At 67.3% G+C, this 25,910-nt stretch carries 21 protein-coding genes; 18 read left to right on the top strand and 3 right to left on the bottom strand.

What is annotated here, in order from left to right; all coding sequences use genetic code 11:
* Window positions 1-9: 9 nt before the first annotated feature.
* Both pknB and AC5RW2_RS26145 read right to left on the bottom strand, forming a co-directional pair.
* Complete coding sequence (gene pknB / locus AC5RW2_RS26140; RefSeq protein WP_493961780.1) at window positions 10-1,992, bottom strand: Stk1 family PASTA domain-containing Ser/Thr kinase; 1,983 nt, start codon at window positions 1,990-1,992, stop codon at window positions 10-12.
* 80 nt (window positions 1,993-2,072) lie between these two features.
* Window positions 2,073-3,341 carry a LysM peptidoglycan-binding domain-containing protein gene (locus AC5RW2_RS26145; RefSeq protein WP_493962275.1) on the bottom strand — a complete coding sequence of 423 codons (1,269 nt, stop codon included), beginning with the start codon at window positions 3,339-3,341 and terminating at the stop codon, window positions 2,073-2,075.
* A 739-nt stretch (window positions 3,342-4,080) separates the two neighbouring features.
* Here AC5RW2_RS26145 and AC5RW2_RS26150 point away from each other — a divergent pair.
* Window positions 4,081-4,434: an Rv2175c family DNA-binding protein gene (locus tag AC5RW2_RS26150; protein ID WP_493961781.1), complete on the top strand. Its 354-nt coding sequence runs from the start codon at window positions 4,081-4,083 to the stop codon at window positions 4,432-4,434.
* A gap of 70 nt (window positions 4,435-4,504) precedes the next feature.
* Here the strand turns inward: AC5RW2_RS26150 and AC5RW2_RS26155 are convergent, their stop codons facing one another.
* Window positions 4,505-5,605: a polyprenyl synthetase family protein gene (locus tag AC5RW2_RS26155; protein ID WP_493961782.1), complete on the bottom strand. Its 1,101-nt coding sequence runs from the start codon at window positions 5,603-5,605 to the stop codon at window positions 4,505-4,507.
* Between the two features lie 213 nt (window positions 5,606-5,818).
* On the opposite strand from AC5RW2_RS26155, the gene dinB reads away from it, so the two are divergent.
* The 17 genes from dinB to AC5RW2_RS26240 all read left to right on the top strand — a co-directional run bounded on the left by dinB (window position 5,819) and on the right by AC5RW2_RS26240 (window position 25,888).
* Complete coding sequence (gene dinB / locus AC5RW2_RS26160; RefSeq protein WP_493962276.1) at window positions 5,819-7,018, top strand: DNA polymerase IV; 1,200 nt, start codon at window positions 5,819-5,821, stop codon at window positions 7,016-7,018.
* A 174-nt stretch (window positions 7,019-7,192) separates the two neighbouring features.
* Window positions 7,193-7,567: an SCO2097 family morphological protein gene (locus tag AC5RW2_RS26165; RefSeq protein ID WP_493950148.1), complete on the top strand. Its 375-nt coding sequence runs from the start codon at window positions 7,193-7,195 to the stop codon at window positions 7,565-7,567.
* A gap of 412 nt (window positions 7,568-7,979) precedes the next feature.
* Window positions 7,980-8,411 (top strand): division/cell wall cluster transcriptional repressor MraZ, encoded by a 432-nt coding sequence (gene mraZ, locus AC5RW2_RS26170; protein WP_127514456.1) that lies wholly within the window; start codon window positions 7,980-7,982, stop codon window positions 8,409-8,411.
* A gap of 210 nt (window positions 8,412-8,621) precedes the next feature.
* Window positions 8,622-9,611: a 16S rRNA (cytosine(1402)-N(4))-methyltransferase RsmH gene (rsmH, locus tag AC5RW2_RS26175; protein WP_493950149.1), complete on the top strand. Its 990-nt coding sequence runs from the start codon at window positions 8,622-8,624 to the stop codon at window positions 9,609-9,611.
* Window positions 9,608-10,297: a cell division protein FtsL gene (gene ftsL, locus AC5RW2_RS26180; protein WP_493961783.1), complete on the top strand. Its 690-nt coding sequence runs from the start codon at window positions 9,608-9,610 to the stop codon at window positions 10,295-10,297. The genes rsmH and ftsL overlap by 4 nt, the downstream gene beginning before the upstream one ends.
* A gap of 27 nt (window positions 10,298-10,324) precedes the next feature.
* Window positions 10,325-12,103 (top strand): peptidoglycan D,D-transpeptidase FtsI family protein, encoded by a 1,779-nt coding sequence (locus AC5RW2_RS26185; RefSeq protein WP_493961784.1) that lies wholly within the window; start codon window positions 10,325-10,327, stop codon window positions 12,101-12,103.
* A complete protein-coding gene (locus AC5RW2_RS26190) occupies window positions 12,100-13,758 on the top strand; it encodes a UDP-N-acetylmuramoyl-L-alanyl-D-glutamate--2,6-diaminopimelate ligase (RefSeq protein WP_493961785.1) in 1,659 nt (552 codons plus the stop codon). The genes AC5RW2_RS26185 and AC5RW2_RS26190 overlap by 4 nt, the downstream gene beginning before the upstream one ends.
* A gap of 6 nt (window positions 13,759-13,764) precedes the next feature.
* Window positions 13,765-15,288: a UDP-N-acetylmuramoyl-tripeptide--D-alanyl-D-alanine ligase gene (locus tag AC5RW2_RS26195; RefSeq protein WP_493961786.1), complete on the top strand. Its 1,524-nt coding sequence runs from the start codon at window positions 13,765-13,767 to the stop codon at window positions 15,286-15,288.
* Window positions 15,285-16,397 (top strand): phospho-N-acetylmuramoyl-pentapeptide-transferase, encoded by a 1,113-nt coding sequence (mraY, locus tag AC5RW2_RS26200; protein ID WP_493961787.1) that lies wholly within the window; start codon window positions 15,285-15,287, stop codon window positions 16,395-16,397. Before AC5RW2_RS26195 ends, mraY begins: the two co-directional genes overlap by 4 nt.
* A complete protein-coding gene (murD, locus tag AC5RW2_RS26205) occupies window positions 16,394-17,926 on the top strand; it encodes a UDP-N-acetylmuramoyl-L-alanine--D-glutamate ligase (protein WP_493961788.1) in 1,533 nt (510 codons plus the stop codon). The genes mraY and murD overlap by 4 nt, the downstream gene beginning before the upstream one ends.
* Entirely contained in the window at window positions 17,926-19,248 is a 1,323-nt protein-coding gene (gene ftsW / locus AC5RW2_RS26210) for a putative lipid II flippase FtsW (RefSeq protein WP_493961789.1), read from the top strand. Before murD ends, ftsW begins: the two co-directional genes overlap by 1 nt.
* 42 nt (window positions 19,249-19,290) lie before the next feature.
* The gene (gene murG / locus AC5RW2_RS26215; protein WP_493961790.1) at window positions 19,291-20,400 is read left to right on the top strand and encodes an undecaprenyldiphospho-muramoylpentapeptide beta-N-acetylglucosaminyltransferase; all 1,110 of its coding nucleotides are present in this window, start codon (window positions 19,291-19,293) and stop codon (window positions 20,398-20,400) included.
* On the top strand, window positions 20,397-21,821 hold the full coding sequence (gene murC, locus AC5RW2_RS26220) for a UDP-N-acetylmuramate--L-alanine ligase (RefSeq protein WP_493961791.1): 1,425 nt from the start codon (window positions 20,397-20,399) through the stop codon (window positions 21,819-21,821). The genes murG and murC overlap by 4 nt, the downstream gene beginning before the upstream one ends.
* Window positions 21,818-22,990, top strand: a complete 1,173-nt coding sequence (locus tag AC5RW2_RS26225) for a cell division protein FtsQ/DivIB (protein WP_493961792.1) — start codon at window positions 21,818-21,820, stop codon at window positions 22,988-22,990. The genes murC and AC5RW2_RS26225 overlap by 4 nt, the downstream gene beginning before the upstream one ends.
* A 225-nt stretch (window positions 22,991-23,215) precedes the next feature.
* Complete coding sequence (gene ftsZ, locus AC5RW2_RS26230) at window positions 23,216-24,406, top strand: cell division protein FtsZ (protein WP_493961793.1); 1,191 nt, start codon at window positions 23,216-23,218, stop codon at window positions 24,404-24,406.
* 22 nt (window positions 24,407-24,428) lie between these two features.
* Window positions 24,429-25,142, top strand: coding sequence for a purine nucleoside phosphorylase YfiH/LACC1 family protein (locus tag AC5RW2_RS26235; protein WP_493961794.1), 714 nt, complete (start codon window positions 24,429-24,431; stop codon window positions 25,140-25,142).
* Complete coding sequence (locus AC5RW2_RS26240) at window positions 25,139-25,888, top strand: YggS family pyridoxal phosphate-dependent enzyme (protein WP_493950162.1); 750 nt, start codon at window positions 25,139-25,141, stop codon at window positions 25,886-25,888. Before AC5RW2_RS26235 ends, AC5RW2_RS26240 begins: the two co-directional genes overlap by 4 nt.
* The last annotated feature ends 22 nt before the right edge of the window (window positions 25,889-25,910 follow it).

Raw genomic sequence — 25,910 nt, forward strand, 5'->3', positions numbered from 1 at the left:
CCGCCCGAATCACACCACGGTCAGCGTGATGACGGAGCCTTCGGGGACCGACTCATTGACCGGATCCTGAGCCCGGACAGTGCCAAAGAAGCCGCCGAGGATTTCGTTGACTTCCACCTCGAAGCCCAGTTCCCTCAGCTGGCGCTCTGCGTCGTCTACCTGTTTGCCAACCATGTCCGGGACGTCGACCATCCGCGGTCCTTTGGAGAGGGTCAGGGTGACCGTGTCGCCGCGGACCACCTGGCCCCCGGCAGGAGCCTGCGACGCGACCGCTCCCTCCGGGACGTTGCGGTCAAAGACGGCCTCAGGTGCTATCTCCACCTTCAGCCCGGCTCCTCCCAGGGCGTCGACGGCGTCGCCCTGGGACTGGCCTACTACCTGGGGGACGTCAAAAGGTTTCGGCCCCTTCGAAACAGTCAGCTCGACCGCGGTGCCCCGCCTGAGCTGTTCGCCTTCGGCAGGTTTGTGGCTGAGCACCGTGCCCGCGGCCACGTCCTCGTCGTAGGCCTTCTTGACCTTGCCGGCGGTCAGATTGGCCTCTTCCAGCGCGTCGGTGGCCTTCTCCAGGGTCATGCCGGCCAGCGGCGGGACCGGGAACAACTCCGGCCCCTTCGACACGACGAGCGCCAGATGCTCGAACCGTCGCACTTCGATGGGCGCATCCGGCTCCGTGCCCACGGCGATTCCCTTGGCCACCTTTTCGTCGAAGACTTCCTGGAGCCTGTACTCCAGCCCTTGCTCTTGGAGCATGCTCTGGGCTTCCGCCACTGGTTTTCCGGCGACGTCGGGGACGGAAACGAGCGCGCCGGGACCCATGCCAAAGAACCACCCCGCGGCGGCAACCAGTGCGGCCACGATCGCCAGCACCACAATCCAGATCACGCCGCGCCGCCGCGGATTGCCGGGGCGCAGGTTCTGTTCGGGACGCCGGGCGTTGCGGGTGAGTTCCCGCTGGCGCTTTTTCGCCTCCCGAGGGGACAGCGGCCGCTGCTCCTCCGCCGGCGGCGCGGGTGCCTCGCCCGCGCTGAAAATCTGTGTGTGCTGGGTGGGACGGGAGATCACGGTGGTGCGGTGTGGATCGGAGGCGATGACCTCGGTGGACGATGCCCCGGCGGGTTTGGCCGGTGCGGCCTGGAGATCAAGTTGTGCGTCGCTGAGCGACTTGTGCACGTGCCGCAGTTCGCCGAGCAGGGCCGCTGCATCCACCGGCCGCTGTTCCGGGTCCGAACCCGTGCACCAGAGCACCAGTTCGTCCAGATCGGCAGCGAGCCCGGGGACCAGTGTGGATGGCGCCGGAACGGTGGAATTGACGTGCTGGAAAGCCACCTGGATGGGTACCTCGCCGGTGAAGGGCTGGCGTCCGGTCAGCATCTCGAAGAGCATGATCCCTACGGAATAGACATCGCTGCGTTCATCGGCCGCCGTGCCGGTGACCAATTCGGGCGGCAAATAGGCCACCGTCCCGATCAGGGTGCCGGTGCTGGTACTGGTGGTGATGGCGCGCGCCAAGCCGAAATCCCCCAGCTTGATCCGTCCGTCGTCGGACATCAGGACGTTCTCCGGCTTGATGTCGCGATGGACCAGGCCGGCGGCGTGCGCGGCGGAGAGCCCCTCGACGACAGGATCCAGCACGGCCAGTGCGTGCCGGGGCGTCAGCGGCGCAGACTCATTCAGCAAGTCGCGGAGCGTGTGCCCGCGTACGTACTCCATCGCCAGATAGGCGACGTTGCCGTCGATACCTTGGTCGTAAACGCCCACCACATGCGGGTGCGAAAGCCGGGCTGCCGATTTGGCTTCGCGCTCAAACCGCTCGAGGAAGCTTTGGTCTTCTGCCAGATATGGATAGAGGACTTTGAGCGCAACATTGCGATCAAGCCGGGTGTCGGACGCCAGATAGACGGTGGACATGCCGCCGCGCGCCAGGCGCGAGACAACACGGTAGCGCCCGTCGATCAGGGCGCCGACCAGTGAATCAGTTGCCGGTTGCTGCACTCTACGATCCTAGTCCGATGTGCGAAAGGACCCGAATCAACTCATGCGTTCGGGTCCTTTCGCAGTGGGCCGGTAGCCGGCTAGAACTTCTTCATGTGCGACTTCACCGCAGCCACGTAGGCCTTGGTGTCCTTGTACATGCCGTAGGTCAGCACGCCGTACTGGCCCTGGTAGTAGGACGCGATGGCGATGTCCAGGGACGTGCTGGTGCTGACCAGGGACCGAATAATGGCCACCCCGGCGGTTGCGTTGTCATAGGGATCCAGCAGGTTGAGCTTGCGGCCCACCAGGCCCGAGGCCCATTCGCCCGAGGAGGGGATGACCTGCATGGCGCCGATGGCGTTCGCCGGCGATACGGCGGTCTGCTGGAAGCCGGATTCCTGGTAGGCATGTGCCAGCGCCAACTTGGGATCGACGCCCATCTTGCGGGCGGTCTCAGCGATGATGTCCTTCATCTGCGCCTGGCTGGGCTGCGGCGTGGAGAGCAACAGCCGCTTGTTCTCGTTCGCCTTGGACACCACTGCCTCGGGGTAGGTGTAGTGCAGGAAGGTGCTCGGCACCAGCGGGGCGGTGGAAGCAGTGCCGACGTTCGACGTCGTGGTTTGCGAGGCCGTCGAGTTGCCGGGGACGCTGATCTTCTGGCCCGGGTAGATGATCGACGTCGACTTCAACCCGCTGGCCTGCAGCAGGCTGGAGAGCGTCACGTTCAGCTTGCCGGCGATGCCGGAGAGCGTGTCCCCGGACTTGACCGTGTAGCTGCCGGAGCCGGTGGCGGTGCTGCTCTTGGCCGGTGCCTTGGACGACGTCGATGCACTGGATACGGAGGCGCCGGTCACCTTGATCTTCTGCCCGGGATAAATCACCGACGTGACCTTGAGGTTATTGGCGGAGAGAACGGCGGCCAGGCTCATGCCGTGGCGGGCGGCGATGCCGGAGAGCGTGTCGCCCGGCTTGACCGTGTAGTTGCCGCTGGCGGAGGTGCTGCCGGTCTTAGTGGAAGCTTTCGCCGTGGTCTTGGGCGAACTGCTGGAAACGGAAGACGCTCCGCCCTTGACCTTGATCTTTTGGCCGGGGTAGATGACCGAGTTGATCTTGAGGTTGTTGGCGGAGAGGACCGCGGCCAGGCTCATGCCGTGCTTGGCGGCGATGCCGGAGAGCGTATCGCCGGACCTGACCGTGTAGTTGCCGGAACTGGAGGTTTGGCCGACCCTGGGGGAAGCTTTAGCGGTGGTCTTGATCGAGGCACTGGAAACGGAGGACGATGCGCCGTTGACCTTGATCTTCTGGCCGGGGTAGATGACCGAGCTGATCTTGAGGTTGTTGGCCGAGAGGACGGCGCCCAGGCTCATGCCGTGCTTGGCGGCGATGCCGGAGAGCGTATCGCCGGATTTGACCGTGTAGTTACCGGCGCCGGACGAGGTCTTCGCAGCCGTGCTGCCGGAGGACTTGGCCGCCGCCGAGCCTCCCAGCTTGATCTTCTGGCCGGGATGAATGATGGTGCTGGCTCTCATGCCGTTCAGTGAGAGCACCTTTTTGGTGGACAGGCCGTAGCGGGCAGCGATGCCGCTGATCGTCTCGCCGGCGCGCACCGTGTGGGCGGACGGAGTGGCCTGCGTCCGCAGCGCAGCCGGCAACTGGGCGGCGACCTGGGAGGCGGGAATGAAGCCGGCAGCCGGAACCGTGACGCCAGGAATCGCTGCCTTAGGCTGCAGCGCGGCGCGGGGCGGGAGCTCTGCCGCCTGCGCGGGCATGGCCAGGGCGGCGGAGGACAGCACGACGGCGGGAATCGCTGCGGTGGCTGCCGCGGACAGTAGCACCCGGCGGGGCTGGCTGCGGTCGTTGCGCGTGATCGGGCGCTGATCGGTCATTGATGTCCCTCATCCTTGTTCTGCGGCTTTGGCGAGCGTCCCCCAACGGGCCGCACAGTGGTACTAGTGTGTCATTTGTTATCAATGTTAAATATGTGGCTCAAGTGAATCTACACTATTGGCGCATAACACAACAGCCGCAGTTGGTGAATGAATAATGAAGGCGGCGTGTCGGGCTCTTGAAATGGCTCCGAATGGGTCGCCGTGGCACGCTTATACAGTGAGTGAACTAGAAGAATTAATTGCCGATTGGCTGCCGCTGCCCGATGTCGCCGAGCGACTGGACGTCTCGATGAGGGACGTACGCAGCTTGCTGGAGGAACGGGCTCTGCTGGCAGCTAAGGTGGGGGAGCGGCAGATCCGCTCGGTGCCGGCTGAATTCCTGGTCGAGTCAGGCGTCCTCGAGAGCCTCAAAGGCACGCTGGCGGTCCTCTCCGATGCCGGCTTCAGCGATGATGAAGCGCTGCGCTGGCTTTTCACCGCCGACGATTCCTTGCCCGGCCGGCCCATTGATGCTCTGCGTGAAGGGCGAAAGACCGAGATCCGCCGCCGCGCCCAAGCGCTGGGCTGGTAGCCGGCCGCACGGCCTTGTTCCTGAATCCGGGGTCTGGCCGCTCCTCGGGCGGGCGGACCCCGCTGCGCCTCTAGGCGCTGCGGCGCACCGCGGAGTCGGCCAGCCGGCCCAGCGCGTGGCGGACTTCCTCGGTCACCGGCAGGGCCGAAAGTGCTTCATCGACTGCGGCCGTTCGTTCGGAAATCATCCGCTCTGCGGCCGCCAGGGCGCCGCTGCTGGTAATCAGCCCGCGGAGTTCTTCCACCGTCTGGTCGGAAAGCTCCGGTGAACCCAGCTTGGCTTCCAGCAGGTCGCGTTCGGCCGGACTGCAGTGGTTCAAGGTGTGTGCGATCAGAACCGTGCGCTTTCCTTCCCGCAGGTCGTCGCCGGCGGGCTTCCCGGTGGCGGCGGGGTCGCCGAAGACACCCAGGACATCGTCCCGGATCTGGAAGGCTTCTCCCAGCGGCAGCGAAAACGCTTCATAGGCGCTGAGCAGTTCGGAGGATGCGCCGGCCAAGGCGCCGCCCACGCTCAGGGGGTGAACCGTGGAGTATTTGGCCGACTTGTAACGCAGGATCTGCAGGGCCCGGTCGACGGCGGCCTCAACCGGGCGGCCCGGGCCGGCAGCTTCTTCCAGCAGGTCCAGATACTGGCCGGCCATCACCTCGGCACGCATCCGATTAAAGATGGCGCGGGCGGGTGTCCCCGCAGCCGACTGTGCCCCGATGCCGGAAAAGACTTCCTCGCTCAGGGACAGGCAGAGATCACCGGCCAGCAGGGCGGCGGCCTGTCCGTAGCGTTCGGCGTCCAGTGACCAGCCATTGCGGCGATGCAACTGTTCAAACCGGCGGTGCACGCTGGGGTTTCCGCGCCGGGTATCCGAGCGGTCGATGATGTCGTCGTGGATCAACGCCGCTGCTTGGAAGAGTTCCAGCGCGACTCCGGCCTGAACTGCCGGTTCGGCCAGGACCGGCCCTCCGGCCCCGCGCCAGCCCCAGTAGGCCAGCAGCGCACGCAGGCGCTTGCCGCCCGCGGTGAGGTCCGCGATGGCCTCCACCAACGGCGCCGCGTCCGGCGCCGCGTCGAGCAGCAGTTCCTTCTGTCCGGCCAGGAATTGCTGCAACATCCCTGCAACGGCCTGCCGGAAGTCCTCCTGCTCGACAGGACTCGTTGTGGTCAGTGACGGCTCCATGCTTACCTCCGGTCTGCCCGTGTATGGCGGATTCCTGTTCGGCCGTACGGCATGGGGCGGAGCTCCTCGCGACGGTTCTGATCTCTGCAGACCAGTCTAGACAATCGCGTGCGGCCGCCTGTGCCGCCGTCACCGCACAGGACGCGGCGGCGAGCCTACGATAGTCCTGTGACTTCCCCTGACCAGCAGAACTGCACCATCCTCCACGTGGATATGGATGCCTTTTTTGTTGGCGTGGAACTGCTGGAGCGGCCCGAGCTTGTCGGACAACCGGTGATTGTCGGGTCCGCCTCGGGCCGGGCCGTGGTGCTGTCGGCCTCCTACGAGGCCCGCAAATACGGCGTCCGTTCGGCCATGCCGATGGCACGGGCGCGCATGCTGTGTCCACAGGCGCACATCATTGAGCCCAGCCACACAAAGTACCAGCAGGCCTCGGCGCGGATCATGGCGATCTTCCGGGACATCACCCCGCTGGTCGAGCCACTCAGCGTCGATGAGGCCTTCCTTGACGTGGCCGGCGCGCGACGGCGGCTGGGCGAGCCGCTGGAGATCGGGTCGCTGATCCGCCGCAGGATCTCCGCCGAGTTGGGCCTGACCGCGACGGTAGGCATTGCAGCCTCCAAGTTTGTGGCCAAAATCGCTTCCACCCACGCCAAGCCGGACGGCCTGCTGCTTGTACCCGAGGCCGAAACGCTGACCTTCCTGCATCCACTGCCGGTGGGTGCATTGTGGGGGGTCGGGGCCAAGACCGGCGAGATCCTCGCCCGCCTCGGCATCCGCACCGTGGCCGACGTGGCGCAGACTCCGCAGGCGGCACTGCACCGTGTTCTGGGCGCCACCGGCGACCACGTCCATCGGCTCGCCTGGGGCATCGACGATCGGATGGTGACACCCGAACGCGTGGAGAAGAGCATCGGCGCCGAGGAGACCTTCGAGAAAGACGTCGACGACGACCAGGTGCTGCACCGCGAACTGTTGCGGCTGGCGTACCGCACGGCGGCAAGGCTGCGGGCCGGCAGCCTGCGGGCCGGCACCATCGCCTTGAAGCTGCGCTATTCCGACTTCACCACCTTGAGCCGGTCGCGGAAGCTGCAGTCGCCGTCAAACAGTGCGAAGCAGCTCCAGGCAGCAGCCGCAGCCCTCTTGGCGGATCTTGGCGAGCGCCCGCAACCGGTCCGGCTGATCGGCCTCCGTGCGGAGCAGTTGGAGGACGCCGGCCGCGGCGGTCAGCAGCTCAGTTTCGACGGCCATGAGGATACCTGGCACAACGCTGAACAGGCCTTGGACGAAGTCAATCGGAAGTTTGGAGCAGCCGGCATCCTGCCCGCTTCGCTGCTCCAGCCCGGAGCCCGCCGACCGATGCCGCCCGGCCAGGGAACCGGCCGGCGGGGGCTGCCGGATCCCGGCGAGTGAAATCCTTGTGGGTGGGGTCACAGTTGCGTCACCGCAGCTTTCGATTGACGGGTTTGCGCTCTATTCTTAGTAGAAGGGGTCAAAAGGTTCCGGTAGGTGTCAGGAACTCTTGTCCCGCGGGGTTCGTTGAACGACTGAGTCAGCCCTCGGGGGACTGGAATAAAGGAGGCTCAGATGCCACTCTCAGAGCATGAGCAGCGGCTGCTGGATCAACTCGAGCAACAGCTGCATGCTGAAGACCCGAAGTTTGCCAGCCACATGGAATCGGCCAGCGGCCGATCGTTATCGACGCGCCACATCGTCGTGGGTTCCCTCGTCGCGATTGCCGGCATTCTGGTCTTGCTCACCGGCATCCTCAGCCAGATCATTGCGGTCGGGGTCCTGGGCTTCGTCATTATGGGCGCCGGAGTTTACTGGGCCACCACACGGCGGGCCGGGGCGGGGTCGTCGCGGTCAACCGGAAACAAGCAGTCGTCCTCGTCGAAAGGCGGCTTCATGGCCAACCTGGAAGAACGGTGGGACGAACGCCATCACGGCGAAGACCGATAACCGGCAGACCCCGTCAGGAACAGCCGCTGCGCTGGTCCACTTTGCTCCACCCGGCATCTGAGCGCCGCTCGGCACGAAGCTAAGGCCCGTTGAACAACGGGTCTTTTCGTGTTTAAGGGGCCCATGTGGCGCCAGTTCGCTCCTTTTCACCCCCCTGCGGCCCGCGCAGTCGCCCTGCGCATGGTGCGCAAACAGTTTCACGCTCCCGGGGCGCTCCAGCCCTCCACCGCCCCTCCACTTCGCTCCACCCCCGAACTTCCTTGCCGTACCGCGGAGAGCGCCAAACATTTCCAGCTACAAAACAGGGTCAAAACAGTTGACTGTGGCGTGATGTGGAGTAAAGTGGAGGACATAAGAGGGTAGTGGTGACGCAGGGGGTCGACGGTCTCCTCCAATCGGCAAGGCGGTGGCGATGTTCCTCGGGACACATTCGCCGCGGTTGGACGAGAAGGGGCGGCTGATACTTCCCGCAAAGTTCCGCGATGAACTTGCCGACGGTCTCGTCCTGACGAGGGGCCAGGAGCGTTGCATCTACGTCTTCAGCCAGAAGGAATTCGAACGGGTCCACGAGGAGATGCGGAAAGCTCCGATATCTTCCCGTCAGGCCCGTGACTACATTCGAGTCTTTCTGTCCGGAGCCTCTGACGAAGTACCTGACAAGCAGGGCCGAGTCACCATCCCGGCGGCGCTGCGAAGCTATGCAGGACTGGGCAGGGAACTGGCAGTGATCGGCGCGGGTACCCGTGCGGAGATCTGGGACGCCCAGGCTTGGGACAACTACCTCCTGGAGCAGGAAACCGCCTTCTCCGAAACAGACGAAGACGTATTGCCCGGAGTCTTCTGACCCGGTACCACAACACAACATGCGGCACGGAAGTTCTTGGATGAGATCTCCAGCCGCCCGGCAGGTTCAACCTGGCTCACTTCCCCGGAGCCAGGCGGGGCAGGCCAGGCGCGGATGGGGATCTGGTCCAAGGACCTTCGGCCTTAAAGCCTCCAGGGCCAGCCAGCCCGCCGGACGAGACAGACAGCAGCAGGAAAGAGGGCATCGAGGATGAACAGCGAGCGGCCGGCCGGTGAGCGCCACGTCCCGGTGCTCCGCGACCGCTGCATCAACCTGCTTGCCCCTGCCATCGAACGCGCCATCGAGGAACGCGGCCGGGCCGTGGTGGTCGACGCCACCCTTGGCATGGGCGGACATTCGGAGGCCATGCTGCAGCGTTTTCCGCAGTTGCATTTGGTCGGCATCGACCGCGACGAGCAAGCGCTGGCACTTGCTGGAGCACGGCTTCGGCCGTTCGCCGAGCGCACCGACCTGGTCCACGCCGTGTACGACGAGATCGCCGACGCGGTCGAGGACCTGGGCATCGGACAAATAGACGGTGCCCTGTTCGATCTGGGTGTCTCCTCGCTCCAGTTGGACGAGCGGGACCGCGGCTTTGCCTACTCCTACGATGCTCCCTTGGACATGCGGATGGATACCAGCAGGGGCATGACGGCCGCAGACGTGGTCAATACCTACACCGAGGCAGACCTGGTGCGCATCATCCGGCGCTGGGGCGAGGAAAAGTTCGCCGGCCGCATCGCGGCCAGCATTGTTGCCGCCCGTGACGCCGCCCCGCTGACCACCACGGGTGAGCTCGTGGAGGCCATCCGCAAGGTGGTGCCGGCCGCCGCAGCCAGGACCGGCGGCCACCCGGCCAAACGAACTTTCCAGGCGCTGCGCATCGAAGTCAATGAAGAGTTGGATGTGCTTGAGCGGGCGTTGCCCGCCGCCATCGACGTGCTGGCTCTCGGCGGACGCATTGTGGTGATGTCCTACCACTCGCTCGAGGACAAGATCACGAAATCGGTTTTCGGACGGCTCTCGAAGTCGTCCGCCCCGCGTGGATTCCCCGTTGAACTGGAAGAACACAAACCGCAGTTGAAGACCTTGACCAAGGGCACCGAAGTACCCACGGCAGCAGAAATCGAAGAGAACCCGCGCGCGGCGTCCGCCAAACTGCGGGCGGTAGAACGGATCCGGAACAGGAGCGCACAATGAGTGCCAGTGCCCACGCAGCCCGTCCCGACCAGCAGCAGTACGTGCACGGCAGCGCGGCTCCGGCCGGCCGGCCGGGCGCCTCGCCCAGGCAAGCCCCCCGGCGTACGCCTCTGTCAGTCGTTCCCACCGGCCCGGCCCGCAAGCGCGTACCGTTCGCACTGTTCTGCTTCACCGTCCTGGTGCTGGCCCTCGGCAGCGTGTTGGTGCTCAACATCTCGGTCTCCAGCGGGCAGTACAAACTGGTGGAGTTGCGCAACGAGCAGGTGTCCCTGGCCCAAGCCAACGAAAAACTGACACAGCAACTGGAAAACAACCAGGCTCCGCAGAATCTGGCCGCGAAGGCGGCAGACTTGGGAATGGTGACGTCGCCGTCGGTAGGGTCTATCGATCTGGGAAGCCAGAAAGTTTCCGGAAAACCGAAAGCGGCGGAACCGGGCGCAGCGCCGGAGCTGTTGGTGGCGCAGCCGGAAAACCCCGGCCACCAGCCGGCGGCAAAGCATGAGACAGCGAAGAAGAGCAGCGACGCCGTAGCCGCAAAGCCTGCTGCCCAGTCCGCGGCCGCGGCCGAGGCGGCGGCGAAGACGGCCCAGCAGAACACGGCAGAGAAGAAGGCGGCACAGAAGGGCGAGGGGAAGCAGCTCAACGGCGGCAGCATCCCGGCACCGAAGCAACGGACAGGGCAGTAACTGTCCGGCGACGCAAACGAGGTACCTGTGGCAGCACCGACGGCCCACCAGCAGCACCCCGACCGAACGGCGCGGGCCACCCGGCGGCTCCGGGCCGGACTCGCCATAGTGCTGGTCCTGTTGGTCATTCTCGGGGCCCGTTTGTTCCAGCTGCAGGGATTGGACACCGCCGGCATGGCGCAGGCTGCAGTGGACAAGCGCCTTCGCACGGTGGAACTGCCGGCTCTGCGCGGTGAAATCGTCGACGCCAACAACAAGGTGCTGGCCCGCAGCGTCCAGCGGTTCGACATCGTGGTGGACCAGCGGCTGGTGGAGGACTACACCAGGTTCGATCCGATCGGCCAGGAATCCGAAGACATCAAGATCGCCGACGCCATCGCGGAACTGGCCGGCATCCTGGGACAGGACACAAAGACCGTCACCAGAGCTGTCACCGGCGACAAGCCCTTTAACTACGTGGCCAAATCCGTCACCCCGGAAGTACAGCAAAAGATCGAAGACCTGGCTTTCCCCGGACTGTCGGCCCGCGAAACCACCGTCCGCAACTACCCGGCCGGTGCCGTGGCAGGTTCCGTGGTCGGATTCATGCGCTCGGACGGCGTGCCGCTCGAAGGCATCGAGGCGTCCCAGAACGACGTTCTCTCCGGGACGCCCGGCTCCAGGACCTACGAAATCGGCGCCGATGGCATCCGCATTCCGGTGGGAACCAATGAAGAAGTCCCGGCCGTCGATGGCCGGAGCGTCCGCCTCACCCTCAATACGGATATCCAGTGGTACGCGCAGGAAGTCATCGCGGAGACCGTCAAGGATTACGGGGCCGAATACGGCACCGTCGTCGTGCTCAATGCCAAGACCGGCGATCTGATCGCGCTGGCCGACTCCACCACGGTGGATCCCAACGACCCCGGCGCCACCCCCGACGGCGACCGCCAGTCGATGGCGGTGACGCGGTCCTTCGAGCCCGGCTCAACCACCAAGATGATCACCATGGCAGCCGCGATCGAAGAGGGGATCACCACGCCGGCGTCGCGGTACACGATCCCGCCCAAGTACACGGTCAACGGCCAGACCTTCCAGGACGCCACACCGCACGGTACGCTGACGCGCACCACGGCCGGCATCTTCGCCCAGTCGCTGAATACCGGGACCACCATGATCAGCCAGCAGCTGACCAGGCAGCAGCGGTATGACTACCTGCGGAAGTTCGGCATCGGGCAAAGCTTCGACATCGGCATCCACGGCGCCACCAGCGGCCTGCTGGCACCACCCGAGACGTGGGACGGCCGGCAGGAGTTCACCGTTATGTTCGGCCAGGGCCTGGCGCAGACCGCGCTGCACACCGCAGTCGCGTTTGGCACCATCGCCAACAACGGCGTGCTGATGCAGCCGCGGCTGATCGACGCCTACATCGACCCGGACGGCACCGTGCACGAGGTGCCGGTGGAGAAGGGCAGCCGGGCCGTCTCCAAGAAGACCGCCAACCAAGTGCAGGACATGTTGGAGACCAACCCGAAGTACCACAGCGGCAAGGCCGGTAATATTGAGGACTACCGGATCGGGGTCAAGACCGGAACTGCGGAAGCGCCCTCCGCCAGCGGGGGGTTCAGCGGCTACACCATCTCGATGGCCGGCATCGCCCCGATGGAGGACCCGGAGTTCGTCGTCGTCGCGACCATCCAGCGGCCGCAGGGCGGCGTGCTGACGCTGACCGCCGGACCGACGTTCAAGAAGGTCATGACCCAGGTCCTCAATGCCTACAACGTGCCGCCGTCCACCAGCAAACGGGTCGACCTGCCGCTGGAATGAGCCAACCTGGAGAATATGTGAGTTCCACCGCCGACCAGCCCCACCGGTCCGCCTCGCCCCTGCGGCCCCAAACGGTCAGGCCGGTCCGACTGGCGGAGCTGCGCAGCATGCTGCAGCGCCGCGGCCTTCCGGTACCGGAAGGCGGCCCGGCTACCGACGAACTGGCCTTCACCGGCATCACCATCGATTCACGCTCGGTGGAGCACGGGGACCTGTACATCGGCCTGCCCGGGGCGCGTCGGCACGGCGCCGGCTTCGCCGCGCAGGCGGAGGCGGCCGGTGCCGCCGCCATCTTGACTGACGACGACGGCGCCCGGCTGGCCGCCGGCGATGCCCCGGGACTGCCGGTGCTGCGGTCCGCTGACCTGCGTGCCCTCGTGGGCCCGTTGGCGGCAGCCATCTACCGCAGCCAGCCCGAGGGCGGCGCGGCACCCACGCTGTTCGGCGTGACCGGGACCAACGGCAAGACCACCACCACCTACTTCATCAATTCCCTGCTGGCGGCGCTGGGACTGAGCAGCGGACTGATCGGCACCATCGAGATCAAGGCGGGCTCCGAAGCGATTCCCAGCGCCTTGACCACGCCGGAATCGCCCGAAGTGCACGGCCTGTTGGCGCTGATGCGCGAACGGGAACTGGACGCTGCAGCGATGGAAGTCTCTTCGCACGCCATTTCCTACCGGCGGGTGGATGCCGTCCGGTTCGACGTCGCCGGCTTCACCAACCTCACCCAGGACCATCTGGACCTGCACGGCAGCATGGACGAGTACTTCGACACCAAGGCCCGCCTCTTCGACCCGGAACGGGCCCGCAAGGCGGTGGTCTGCGTCGACGACGACTGGGGCCGCCGGCTCGCCGACCGGGCGCGGGCCGCCGGAGTCCAGACCACAACGCTGGCCACGGACGGAAGCAGCGCCGACTGGAGCGTCCGAAGCGTGGTCCGCGAAGGACTGGGGCACCGGTTCGAGCTGCACGGCCCCGACGGCGAGGTGCTGCGGCTGCACACCGGCCTGCCGGGCACCTTCAACATTTCAAACGCCTCCCTCGCCGTGCTGATGGTGTTGGCATCCGGGACCGATCCGGCGCGGCTGCAGGAGGCGCTGGACGGCGCGGACCCGCTGACCGTCGAGGTGCCCGGCCGGATGCAGCTGATCAGTGAGAACCCGGCCGCCATTGTCGATTTCGCGCACAATCCGGACGCACTGGAGCGGACGCTGGCCTCGGTCCGGCGTCCCGAACCCGGCGCCCGGGTGATTGTGGTGTTCGGCGCCACCGGAGAGCGCGACCAGACCAAGCGCCCGCTGATGGGGGCCATCGCCGCCCGGCTGGCCGACGTGGTCATCATCAGCGACGACGACCCGCACGGCGAAGACGCGGCGCAGATTCGCGCCGATGTGCTGGCCGGCGCCCGGGCCGCTGCCGACAACGAACAGTTGCCGGCCGACATCGTCGAGGTTTTCCCGCGCGCCGAGGCCATCGAGCGGGCCGTGGCCATGGCTGCGCCGTCGGACACGGTGCTGGTTGCCGGCCGCGGACATGAGGTCTGGCAGGAGGTCAACGGGGAGAACCTGGCCCTCGATGACCGGGTGGAACTGCGCGAGGCGCTGCACCGGCACGGATTCGGACTGCTCTCCCCGAAGGCGGTAGAGTCCTAGATCGTCATGATTGAACTAACTGCAGCCGATATTGCGGCGATAACGGGCGGACGGGTCATTGGGGAGCCGGTCACCGGCACGGGGGAGACCGCCGGGATCACCGTGAGTTCCGCCACCACAGATTCCCGCGAGATCGAGCCCGGCGGCCTGTTCGTGGCCAAGCCGGGCGAGACCGCAGACGGCCACTTCTACGTCGCCACCGCGTTCGAAGCCGGCGCAGTGCTCGCGTTGACCGAACGGGAAGTTTCCGATGCCTCGGGCCGTGTGTTGCCGCAGATCGTTGTGGCCGATGCCGTGCTGGCCATGGGCGCCATCGCCGCGGCCATCGTCGCCCGGCTGCGTGCCGCCTCCGGGCTCGAGGTCGTGGGCATCACCGGCAGCGCCGGCAAGACCACTACCAAGGACCTGCTGGCCGGCATCCTGGGCCTGGTGGCGCCGACCGTGGCGCCGATCGGCTCCTACAACGGCGAGGTGGGCGTACCGCTGACGGTCTTCTCCGCGGACTACGACACCCGCTACCTGGTGGTGGAAATGGGAGCCACAGGCATCGGCCACATCGAGTACCTGGCCGACATGGTCAAGCCGGGCATCGGCGTCGTGCTGGGCGTCGGCAGCGCCCACGCCGGGGAATTCGGCGGCGTGGACAACATTGCCATCGCCAAGGGCGAGCTGGCCGAGGCACTGCCCGCCAGCGGAACCGCCGTGCTCAACGCCGACGATCCCCGGGTCAAGGCGATGGCCGCCCGCACCGGCGCCCAGGTGCTCTACTTCAGCTCCGACGACGGTTTCAGCCTGCCCGCCGGTACTACCGCACAGCTGCTGAGGGCCCGCGGAACCCACATCAACGAGGCCGGCCACCCCGAATTCACGCTGTGCTTCCCGGACGACACCGAGCACCCGGTCACGTCCGGTCTGATCGGCATCCACCATGTGACGAACCTGCTCGCTGCCGCCGGCGCCGCCTGGGCACTGGGCGTGCCCGCGGAAACCATCGCCGCCGGCCTGAGCGGGCGCGGGCCGGCCAGCCGCTGGCGGATGGAACGGACCGAACGGCCGGACGGCGTGACGGTGATCAACGATGCCTACAACGCCAACCCGGAATCCATGCGGGCGGCGCTGCGCACGCTGGCCGAACTGGGCCGCGGCCGCCGCACCTGGGCCGTGCTCGGCGAGATGCTGGAACTGGGCGAAGACTCCGTTCACGAGCACGACGCGATCGGCCGGATCGTGGTCCGGCTGAACATCTCGCGCCTGATCGTGGTCGGCACTGGCGCCAGGGCCATGCACACCGGAGCCGTGATGGAAGGCTCCTGGGGCAATGAATCGATGTGGGTCGCCACCCCCGATGAGGCCTACCGTGTGCTCGAAGAGCAGCTGGAGCCGGGCGATCTGGTGCTGTTCAAGTCCTCCAACGGGGCCGGACTGCGGCATCTGGGCGACCGGGTAGCATTAGGAAGCCCGTCGTCGGACGATCCCGCGGCGGCTGCAGTGCGCGGTCCCGAAACTCAACAGGAAGGCCAGGCGCAGTGATAGCCCTGCTGATCGGTTCTGCCCTGGCGCTGGTCCTGGCCCTGCTCGGGACGCCCTTGTTCATCAAGCTGCTGGTGAAAAAGGGCTACGGCCAGTTCATCCGCGACGACGGCCCGACGGCGCACCACACCAAGCGCGGAACGCCCACCATGGGCGGCGTGGTCATTGTGGCCACCGTGGTGGTGGCCTATTTCGCCACCCACCTGGGCATGTGGCTGATCAATGGGGGCGCACACCAGGGTCCCACGGCCTCCGGCGGCGTGCTGCTGCTGCTGATGGCCGGGATGGGCCTGGTGGGTTTTTTGGACGACTTCATCAAGATCTCCAAGCAACGCAGCCTCGGACTCAGGGCCTGGGCGAAGATCGTGCTGCAGGGCCTTGTAGGCATCCTTTTTGCCGTACTGGCGCTGAACTTTCCGGACAGCCTGGGCCGCACACCGGCGTCGCTGAACATCTCCTTCACCCGCGACATTCCCTGGCTCGACCTTGCCTTTGGCGGCACGGTCCTCGGTACCATCCTGTTCATCATCTGGTCCAACATCATTGTCACCGCGGCCACCAACGGCGTGAACCTGACCGACGGGCTGGACGGCCTCGCGGCGGGCGCCTCGGTGATGGTCTGCGGCGCCTACATGCTGATGGGCATCTGGCAGTTCAACCAGAGCTGCGGCTCCGTCAAGGTGCCCGGTGAGGCCTGCTACGAAGTACGCGACCCGCTGGACCTGGCGTTGCTCGCCGGTGCGCTGGCCGGGGCGCTGATCGGGTTCCTGTGGTGGAACACCTCGCCCGCCAAGATCTTCATGGGCGACACCGGTTCGCTGGCCATCGGCGGCGCCATTGCCGGCTTCGCCATCCTGTCCCGCAGCGAGTTGCTGCTGGTGGTCATGGCCGGGCTGTTCGTCATCATCTCGCTCTCCGTGATCATCCAGGTAGCGTTCTTCAAGCTCAGCGGCGGCAAACGGGTCTTCAAGATGGCTCCGCTGCAGCACCACTTCGAGCTCAAGGGCTGGGCCGAAGTCACCGTCGTGGTGCGCTTTTGGATCATCGCCGGGCTCTGCGTGGCGGCCGCGCTGGGTATCTTCTACGCAGAATGGGTGCTGGGATCGTGAACCGTCTCGATGGGCTGACATCCTGGGACGCGGACTGGGCCGGACTGCGCGTGGTGGTCGCCGGCATCGGACTGTCGGGTTTCTCCGCTGCCGACACGCTGATCGAACTGGGCGCCGCCGTGGTGGTCGTCGATGGCCGCGACACGAAGGAAAACCGGGCCAAGGCCGACACCTTGAAGATTGTCGGCGCGCGGGAGGTGCTGCTCGGTGCCGAGCACGGCAGCGCCCTGCCCGACGTCGGCGGCGAACCTGCCGAACTGGTGGTCACCTCGCCGGGCTGGAGCCCGCAGACACCGCTGCTGGCCGCCGCCGCGGACGCGGGTATCCCCATTTGGGGCGACGTTGAACTGGCCTGGCGGGTGCGCGAACGCGCCGGGCGTCGCACAGCCGATTGGCTGGCCATTACCGGCACCAATGGCAAGACCACCACAGTGGGCATGGCCGAATCCATGTTGCAGGCGGCCGGGTTGCGCGCCATCGCCGCCGGCAACGTGGGCACTCCCATCCTGGATGCCGTGCGCGATCCGATCGGCTACGACGTGATCGCCGTGGAACTCTCCAGCTTCCAGCTGCACTGGACCCACAGCATGTCCCCGCTGGCTTCCGTGGTGCTGAACGTGGCCGAAGACCACGTGGACTGGCACGGGTCCTACGCCGCGTACCTGGCCGACAAGGCCAAGATCTATGAGCGGACCAGGATCGCGTGCGTCTACAACGCCGAGCAGCGCGAAACCGAGGAGATGGTCGAAGCGGCCGACGTCGTCGAAGGCTGCCGGGCGATCGGATTCACCACCGGCATGCCGGCGGTGAGCATGGTCGGCGTGGTGGAGAACCTCCTAGTGGACCGCGCCTACATCCAAGAACGCCGCGACTCCGCGGCCGAGTTGGCCAGCCTGGCCGATCTGGGCGACATGGCGCCGCGGCACCAGGTGGCCAACGCGCTGGCAGCCGCCGCCCTGGTCCTGGCCTACGGCGTGGAACCGGCCGCGGTGCGCGAAGGACTGCGGCGGTTTGATCCGGGATCGCACCGGATCCAAAAGGTCCTGGAACAGGCCGGGGTGCTCTGGGTCAACGACTCCAAAGCCACCAACCCGCACGCTGCTTCGGCCTCGCTCGCGTCCTTTTCCTCGGTGGTGTGGATCGCCGGCGGATTGTCCAAGGGCGTCAACTACGACGAGTTGATCGCGGACCACGCGCGCAGGCTGAAAGCCGTCGTGCTGATCGGGACGGACAACTCGTCCCTGCTCGCCTCGTTGCAGCGACACGCACCGGATGTTCCGGTCATCGACGTCCCGCCGGAGGAAACTGAAGACAGGACCCCGACCTCGGGCAGCCTCGCCGGGGAGAGCGTGATGGCGGCAGCGGTGGAAGCTGCAGCCGGCATAGCCGCCGACGGGGACACCGTGCTGATGGCCCCGGCTGCCGCGTCGATGGACCAGTTCACGTCCTACGCGCACCGCGGCAACGCGTTCATGGAAGCCGTCCGCCGGTTCGGGGAAGGGCAGGCACCGTCGACCAAGGAGCAGTAATGGCCAGCAGCGGCACCCGCAGCGGAAGCCGGACGTCCGACCCCGGCGTCGTCCGCGAAACCGGCACCGCCCGGACAAAAGATGCCCCTGCGGCCAAGCTCCGGCAGCTGCGCGAACGCGGCACCGTCTTGCTGGACCGGATCCAGGGCACGGGAACGCAGTCCAGCGGCGCCAGCTACTACCTGATCCTCGGCTCAGCCCTCGCCTTGACCGCCATCGGCCTGCTGATGGTGCTCTCCTCGTCTGCGGTCGAATCCATCGCTGACGACAACTCGCCGTTCAGCCTGTTCATGCGGCAGGCGATTTTCGCCGGCCTCGGCGTCACCGCGATGCTGATCCTCTCGCGATGGAAGCCGGCCACCTACCGAAGGCTGGCCTGGCCGGGCCTCGCTCTGTCGGTCATCCTGCTGCTGCTGGTTTTCACCCCGCTCGGCGAGTCCGTCGGCGGCAACCGCAACTGGATCACGTTGCCCGGCGGGACGTCTTTGCAGCCCTCGGAAGTCGCCAAGCTGGGCATGTGCCTCTGGATGGCTGCCGTCCTGGCAGCCAAAGAACGGCTGCTGGGCAACTGGAAGCACCTGGTCGTCCCGGTGGTGCTGCCCGGTGCCATCCTGATTGTCGGACCGGTGCTGGCCGGCAATGACCTGGGCACCGCGATGATCCTGATGCTGATCATTGCCGGCGGACTGTTCTTTGCCGGAGCGCCGTTGAAGCTCTTTGGCATCGCCGGTCTTGGCGCTACGGCGCTGGTGCTGCTGCTGGTAGTGGTCAGCCCCAACCGGATGGGCCGCATCCTGATGTGGACCGACCAGGGCTGTGAAACCACCACGGGGCTCAACATGCAGTCCTGCAACGGGCTCTTCGCGCTGGCCTCTGGGGGCTGGTGGGGCGTGGGCCTGGGCCAAAGCCGACAGAAGTACAACTGGATTCCGGAAGCCCACAACGACTACATCTTCGCCATCATCGGCGAAGAATTAGGGCTGCTCGGCACCATGGTCATCCTGGCCCTGTTCGGCGTCCTGGCCATCGCGCTGGTGCGCACGGTGATGCGCCAGGAGTCCTTGTTCGTTCGGATCTTCGCCGGATCCATCATGGTCTGGATCATCGGCCAGGCCTTCGTGAATATTGCGGTGGTCACCGGCCTGCTGCCGGTGATCGGCGTGCCGCTGCCGTTCATCTCCTACGGCGGTTCCGCGCTGACCGTGACGCTCGCAGCCGTCGGTGTACTCTTGTCCTTTGCCCGGACCGGGGCACCCGGCCGGAAGAAGCCGGGAGGACTGATCAGCCGGCTGCGGCAGACAACGTCCGCCGGCACCCGCTGAACCACCCACCACAAGCCGAGCAGAAGGTAACCCAGCTACACCATGAACACTTCCGATCCCTCTGTGGTCCTGGCCGGCGGCGGCACCGCTGGGCACGTCAGCCCGCTGCTGGCCATCGCCGGGGCCGTGGTCGAAGCGGCCCCCGCGGCCCGCATCCTCGCCGTCGGCACCGCCGCCGGCATGGAGACCCGGCTGGTGCCCGCGGCCGGCTACCAACTGGCCACCATCGGGCGGGTGCCGCTGCCGCGCCGGCCGTCACTCGACCTGCTCAAGCTGCCGTTCAAATTCGCCGCGGCGGTGCGCCAGGCCACCGGCATTATCGACGGCGCGAAGGCCGACGTCGTGGTGGGTGTGGGCGGGTATGTCAGCACGCCCATGTACATCGCGGCCAGGCTGCGCCGGGTACCGATCGTGATCCATGAAGCCAACGCCAGGCCCGGCCTGGCCAACCGGGTGGGGGCCCGGCTGGCCGAGCGGGTGGCGGTGGCGTTCAAGGACACCCAGCTCCCAGGAGCGCACTGGGTAGGGATGCCGATGCGCCGGGAAATTGCCACCTTGGACCGGCAGGCGTCCCGCAGCGCCGCCCGCCAAAGGCTGGGGCTGGCGCTGGAGCAGCCGACGCTGATCGTCACCGGCGGTTCATCGGGTGCACTCAGCATCAACCGGACCATCGCCGCCGCGCTGCCGGACCTCGCGGCAGCCGGAATCCAGGTGCTGCACATCACCGGCCGAAACAAGGCGCTGCGGGATGCCGAGGGGCAGCTGCTCAGCTCTCCCGGCTACCACCAGGTGGAGTATGTGGACGGCATGCAGGACGTCTACGCCGCGGCCGACCTGCTGTTGGCGCGCGCCGGTGCGGCCACGGTGTGCGAAGTCGCCGCCGTCGGCTTGCCGTCCGTGCTGGTGCCGCTGCCGCACGGGAACGGCGAACAGGCCCTGAACGCCGCTTCCCTGGTGGAGGCAGGCGGCGCAGTGCTGGTCCGGGACGGGGACTTCAGCGCGCGCTGGGTGACGGACGAACTGGTGCCGCTGTTGAAGAATCCGGCACGGCTGGAGCAGATGTCGGAAGCGGCGCACGTTCTGGGGATCAGAGATGCGGACGCGCGAATGGCACAATTAGTGCTCGAGGCAATGGGGGAGGAGCACCGATGAAAGCCACTGATTTCCACACCACGGCCCGGCTGCCGTTCGGCGAGCTCGGCGCGGTGCACTTCATCGGACTCGGCGGTGCCGGGATGTCGGCCATCGCCCGGATCCTGCTGGCCCGCGGCGTGCCGGTGTCCGGTTCGGATGCGCGTGACTCGGCCGTGCTGCGGCAACTGGAGGCGCTCGGCGCCACGGTCTTCGTGGGCCATGAGGCAGGCCATGTTGGCGGCGCGGACACGGTGGTCGTCTCCACCGCCATCCGGCCGGAGAACCCCGAACTGCAGGCTGCGGTTGCCGCCGGCCTGAACATTGTGCACCGTTCGGTGGCGCTCTCCGCCGCCATGGAGGGAAAGCGGCTGATCGCCGTCGGCGGCACCCACGGCAAGACCACCACCACGGCCATGGCCACGGTGATGCTGCAGGCCGCCGGGCGCGAGCCCTCGTTCGCCATCGGCGGCGATGTGGCGGCGCTCGGCGTCAACGCCGCGCACGGGGACGGCGACCTGTTTGTCGCCGAAGCGGACGAATCCGACGCCTCTTTCCTCAACTACCGGCCCCAGGTCATTGTCGTGACCAATGTGGAGGCCGACCACCTGGACCACTACGGGTCCGCCGAAGCCGTCTACGCCTCCTTCGACCAGTTCGCGGCACTGCTTCCCACCGACGGCACGCTGGTGGTCTGCCTCGACGACGACGGCGCCCGCGCCTTGGCGGAGCGGGTGACAGCGTCCGGCGCCGCATGCCGGGTGCTTGGCTACGGCTACGCGGTGGACGCCGAGCTGCGCATCGCCGACAGCGAGTTCGCCGGCTCCGGCAGCGCCAGCCGGATCGACTACCCGGGCGGCAGCTGCACGCTGCGGCTCCAAGTACCCGGCGAGCACAACATCCGCAACGCGGCTGCGGCCGTCGCGGTGGCCATCACGCAGGGTATCGATCCCGCCACCGCAGCCGAGGGACTGGCCGGATTCACCGGGGCAGCCAGGAGATTCGAAGCCAAGGGCGCTGCAGCCGGGGTCCGCGTGTTCGATGACTACGCCCACCATCCCACCGAGGTCCACGCCGCCCTGACCGCCGCGCGGAAAGTTGCCGCCGGACATGCGGTGCATGTGCTCTTCCAACCTCATCTGTTCTCGCGTACCCGGGAGTTCGCCGCGGAATTTGCCCAGGCGCTGCAGTTGGCCGATTCGGCCGCCATCCTGGACATCTATGCGGCGCGTGAAGATCCGATCCCGGGCGTCACCAGTGAACTGATCACCAACCGGTTGCCTTCCGGCAGCTATGCACCGGACCCGGACCGCGCCGTCGCGGACATCGTTGCCCGCTCACGGCCCGGCGACATCGTGCTGACCGTCGGCGCCGGCGACGTGACCCAATACGGCCCCGTCCTGGTCGAGGCCCTGGAGCAGGCCTCCACGGCCGTGCAATGAGTCCGCGCAAGCCACGCACTCCGGCGGCCCGTCCCGCTGCCCCGGCCGGCCGGGCGGACGACGCGGCGCCGGCACCGGAAGCCGCCGGGCGGCCGCCCGGACCCGAAAGCACGACGGCGGACGGCCCGGGGGCGGGGGTGCGGATCACCTACAAAAGAGTGACGGCACTGCCGGCGCCGGCATCCGGCACCGCCGCCAGGTCCGGCACCGCCGCCAGGTCCGGGACTGCCGACGCGCCGGGGACCGGGGCAGCACCGCGGCGGACGGGGGCCACCACGTCCGCCGCCGGCACCCACCGGCCCGAACACGGCACCGGCGCACCCGCAGCCAGCGCAGGAAAGTCCGCACCCGCATCGACGCCCCAGCGCGGCGCGCCGGCGGGCTGGTTGGCGCGTTGGCGCAGCCCGCGGCCCGGTCCGCCGCACCCGTCAGGCGGCGGGGGAGCCGATGCCACGGTGGTCAGCTTCCCGGAACCGGCCCGACGCAAGACCCGGCGCCGATTGCTGATCGCGGCCGGCATCGTCGTCGTGCTCCTTGCCGTGTTGATGTCCGTCATCTTCCTGTCGCCGGCACTGGCGGTGAAAACCATCACCGTGGAGGGGGCCAAACTCACGGATTCCGCGACGCTGAGTGAGGCGTTGGAGCCGTTGAAGGGAATCCCCCTGGCGCGCGTTGGGGAACGGGAAGTGGCTGCCCACGTAGACCACTTCCCGGCGGTCGAGTCGGTGGAAGTCGTTGCCAAGCCGCCCTCGGAACTGCACGTGAGGATCATCGAGCACACACCCGTTGCCGTGCTGAAGGACGGCAAGAAATTCGTGCTGATCGACGAATCGGGGAGGGCGCTGGCCTCGGTCCGCAAGCGCAGCGAGGCGAAACTGCCGTTGATCGACGGCGCGAAGGCGGCCGAGGATCCCGACGTCTTCGCCTCTATCACCGGCGTGCTCGGCGCCCTCCAGCCGGCCGTGCTGAAACAGCTAGACCATGCCTCGGCCCGGTCGGTGGACTCGGTGGAACTCCAGCTGGTCAACGGCCAAAAGGTGCTGTGGGGAAACGCGGGACAGCAGGAGCTCAAAGCCACCGTGCTGGAGGCGCTGTTGCAGGCAAAGGGCGTCAAGGGCAAGGCAAGCGTCATCGATGTGAGCACCCCCACGCGTCCGGTGACCCGTTGAGACCCGTGGCGGCCGGCAGCGAAACGCAACAGCCGGCGATCGCGCGACACGCGGAGCCCGGTCATTGTGCCGGCCCGGCCTTCCGTCTAGCGTCTCGGATAGGAACTACTTGACATAACTCTAACCTTCAAGTTGAGGGTTAAGGTTCAGGTGAAACTACCGGACCGGGGACCCGCCCGCTTCGGCAGAACTGATCAGTGCAGACTCGAGCAAGGGACACAGGACGTGGCAGCACCGCAGAATTACTTGGCCGTCATCAAAGTCGTCGGCATCGGCGGCGGTGGCGTGAATGCCGTCAACCGGATGATCGAGGTGGGGCTCCGCGGCGTGGAGTTCATCGCCATCAACACCGATGCTCAGGCACTGTTGATGAGCGACGCCGACGTGAAGCTCGACGTCGGACGTGAGCTCACCCGCGGACTGGGCGCCGGAGCCGACCCGGAGGTGGGCCGCAAGGCCGCCGAAGATCATGCCGAAGAGATCGAGGAAGTCCTGCGCGGGGCGGACATGGTCTTTGTGACGGCCGGCGAAGGCGGCGGTACCGGTACCGGCGGCGCGCCCGTGGTGGCCCGGATCGCCCGTTCACTCGGCGCGCTGACCATCGGCGTCGTCACCCGGCCGTTCACGTTCGAGGGCCGCCGCCGGTCGAACCAGGCCGAAACCGGCATCGAAACGTTGCGCGACGAAGTGGACACCCTGATCGTGATCCCGAACGACCGCCTGCTGTCCATCAGCGACCGCAACGTCTCCATGCTGGATGCCTTCCGGTCCGCCGACCAGGTGCTGCTCTCCGGCGTCCAGGGCATCACCGACCTGATTACCACGCCCGGCCTGATCAACCTCGACTTCGCTGACGTCAAGTCCGTGATGCAGGGAGCCGGTTCGGCACTGATGGGCATCGGCTCCGCCCGCGGCGAGGACCGTGCAGTCAAGGCCGCCGAGCTGGCCATCGCGTCCCCGCTGCTGGAAGCTTCCATCGACGGTGCGCACGGCGTGCTGCTCTCGATCCAGGGCGGGTCGGATCTCGGCCTGTTCGAAATCAACGAGGCCGCGCGGCTGGTGCAGGAAGTCGCCCACCCCGAGGCGAACATCATCTTCGGCGCCGTCATCGACGATGCGCTCGGCGACGAAGCCCGGGTCACCGTCATCGCCGCCGGCTTCGACCAGGTGGATGTCACGTCGGCTGCCCCGGGCCAGAAGCCTGCCGTGGCGCCGGCCGGTGCCCCCGCCGTGCCCGCGGCGCAGCCCTCCGTTCCGGTTTCCCAGCCGGTGGAGCATGGCTTCGGCGGCATGGTTTCGCAGTCCGCGCAGGTTCCCGCCGACGCCGGCTTCGACATGGACCTTCCGGCCATCGTGGAGCCGGACCTTAGCGCGGGCCGGATCGACGACCTGGATGTTCCGGATTTCTTGAAGTAACCAGTCCAAGAAGGGGTCGGCAGTGTTCTGGTGGAAGCAGCAGGTCCACACCGGCGTGTGGGTCGCTTTCACCGACCGGTCAGCCGGCAATCTGGGCCTCCATGTGGGGGACGACGCAGCCGCTGTTCACCGGCGGCGTGAGCTGCTGGAGGGCGCCCTGCCGGTGGCAGCCGGTTCGCTGCGGTTCATGAACCAGGTGCATTCGGCCGAGGCCGCCGTCGTGGCTGCCGGCCGTCCGGCTCAGACGGAGCCGGCGGTGACGGCCGATGCGCTGGTGAGTCCCGACGGCGCGTCGCCGCTGGCGGTGATGGTTGCGGACTGCCTGCCGGTGGTGCTGGTGGGGACCCTGCCCGACGGCGGTGCCGCCACCGCGGTGGCACATGCCGGCCGCCGCGGCCTGCTGGACGGCGTGCTGGCCAATGCGGTGGCCGGACTCAGTGATGCGGGCGCCGACGGACTGCAGGCCTGGATCGGGCCGTCCATCTGCGGAGCCTGCTACGAGGTGCCCGAGCAAATGCAGGCCGACGCGGTGGCCCGGATTCCCGAGCTGGCAGCGAGGACCGCCTGGGGTACGCCGGCACTCGATCTTGCCGCCGGGGCCACCGCCGAACTGGTCGGACTCGATGTGGAAGCGCACCGGGTGCCTGGCTGCACCCGGGAGGAAAGCCGGTTGTTCTCCTACCGGCAGGATCAACACACCGGCCGGCTCGCCGGCCTGGTCTGGAAGGACGCATGAGCACCAACTCCCGGAAGGCCGAACTCTCAGCAAACTTGGAACGGGTCCGGGCGCGGATCGCCCGGGCGGCCGTCGGGCGTCCGGCGGAGCCGGAACTGATTGTGGTGACGAAGTTCTTCCCCGCCTCCGATGTTGCGCTGCTGCAGGAACTGGGGGTGACCGACGTCGGGGAGAACCGGGATCAGGAAGCCGCCGCGAAGGCCGCGGAGCTGGCCGGCCGCGGGCTGCGCTGGCATTTCATCGGGCAACTGCAGACCAACAAGGCCAAATCGGTGGTCCGGTACGCCGATCTGGTCCACTCGGTGGACCGGCCGCAGCTGGTCCGGGCCCTGGGCAAAGCCATGGCGGCCGAGCAGGAACGGCGGCAGGCTGCCGGGCTCGAGCCCCGTGCGGCTCTCGGCTGCCTGATGCAGGTGGACCTTGACGAGTCGGACCGGCCGCAGGCGGCCGGAACGGCGGCCCGCGGCGGTGCCCGTCCCGGGGAGATCCGGGCGCTGGCCGACGCCCTCCAGGAGGCCGAGGGGCTGGCCCCGGCCGGGCTGATGGCGGTAGCGCCGTTGGGCGCAGACCCGGCCCGGGCCTTCGGCCGGTTGGCGGAGCTCTCGCATCGGCTTCAGGAAGAGCATCCCGAGGCGGTCATGGTCTCGGCAGGGATGAGCCAGGACCTTGAAGCAGCGGTTGCCGCGGGCGCGACACACCTCCGTGTCGGATCAGATGTCCTCGGACCACGACCGGCCGTGCGGTAGCGTTTTGGCTAGGCAGGCTCTT

This window comes from Arthrobacter sp. B0316-1-20, from assembly GCF_059091865.1.

What these genes read in the sequence shown, in the direction of transcription:
- AC5RW2_RS26145 (WP_493962275.1), bottom strand. Translation starts at nt 3,341, where the DNA reads ATGAGCCTGGGCGCCGTCCTCTCGGCCAACAACCTCAAGATCAGCTCG.
- AC5RW2_RS26155 (WP_493961782.1), bottom strand. Translation starts at nt 5,605, where the DNA reads ATGGAGCCGTCACTGACCACAACGAGTCCTGTCGAGCAGGAGGACTTC.
- dinB (WP_493962276.1), top strand. Translation starts at nt 5,819, where the DNA reads ATGGATGCCTTTTTTGTTGGCGTGGAACTGCTGGAGCGGCCCGAGCTT.
- AC5RW2_RS26165 (WP_493950148.1), top strand. Translation starts at nt 7,193, where the DNA reads ATGCCACTCTCAGAGCATGAGCAGCGGCTGCTGGATCAACTCGAGCAA.
- mraZ (WP_127514456.1), top strand. Translation starts at nt 7,980, where the DNA reads ATGTTCCTCGGGACACATTCGCCGCGGTTGGACGAGAAGGGGCGGCTG.
- rsmH (WP_493950149.1), top strand. Translation starts at nt 8,622, where the DNA reads ATGAACAGCGAGCGGCCGGCCGGTGAGCGCCACGTCCCGGTGCTCCGC.
- ftsL (WP_493961783.1), top strand. Translation starts at nt 9,608, where the DNA reads ATGAGTGCCAGTGCCCACGCAGCCCGTCCCGACCAGCAGCAGTACGTG.
- AC5RW2_RS26190 (WP_493961785.1), top strand. Translation starts at nt 12,100, where the DNA reads ATGAGCCAACCTGGAGAATATGTGAGTTCCACCGCCGACCAGCCCCAC.
- AC5RW2_RS26195 (WP_493961786.1), top strand. Translation starts at nt 13,765, where the DNA reads ATGATTGAACTAACTGCAGCCGATATTGCGGCGATAACGGGCGGACGG.
- ftsW (WP_493961789.1), top strand. Translation starts at nt 17,926, where the DNA reads ATGGCCAGCAGCGGCACCCGCAGCGGAAGCCGGACGTCCGACCCCGGC.
- murG (WP_493961790.1), top strand. Translation starts at nt 19,291, where the DNA reads ATGAACACTTCCGATCCCTCTGTGGTCCTGGCCGGCGGCGGCACCGCT.
- murC (WP_493961791.1), top strand. Translation starts at nt 20,397, where the DNA reads ATGAAAGCCACTGATTTCCACACCACGGCCCGGCTGCCGTTCGGCGAG.
- AC5RW2_RS26225 (WP_493961792.1), top strand. Translation starts at nt 21,818, where the DNA reads ATGAGTCCGCGCAAGCCACGCACTCCGGCGGCCCGTCCCGCTGCCCCG.
- AC5RW2_RS26240 (WP_493950162.1), top strand. Translation starts at nt 25,139, where the DNA reads ATGAGCACCAACTCCCGGAAGGCCGAACTCTCAGCAAACTTGGAACGG.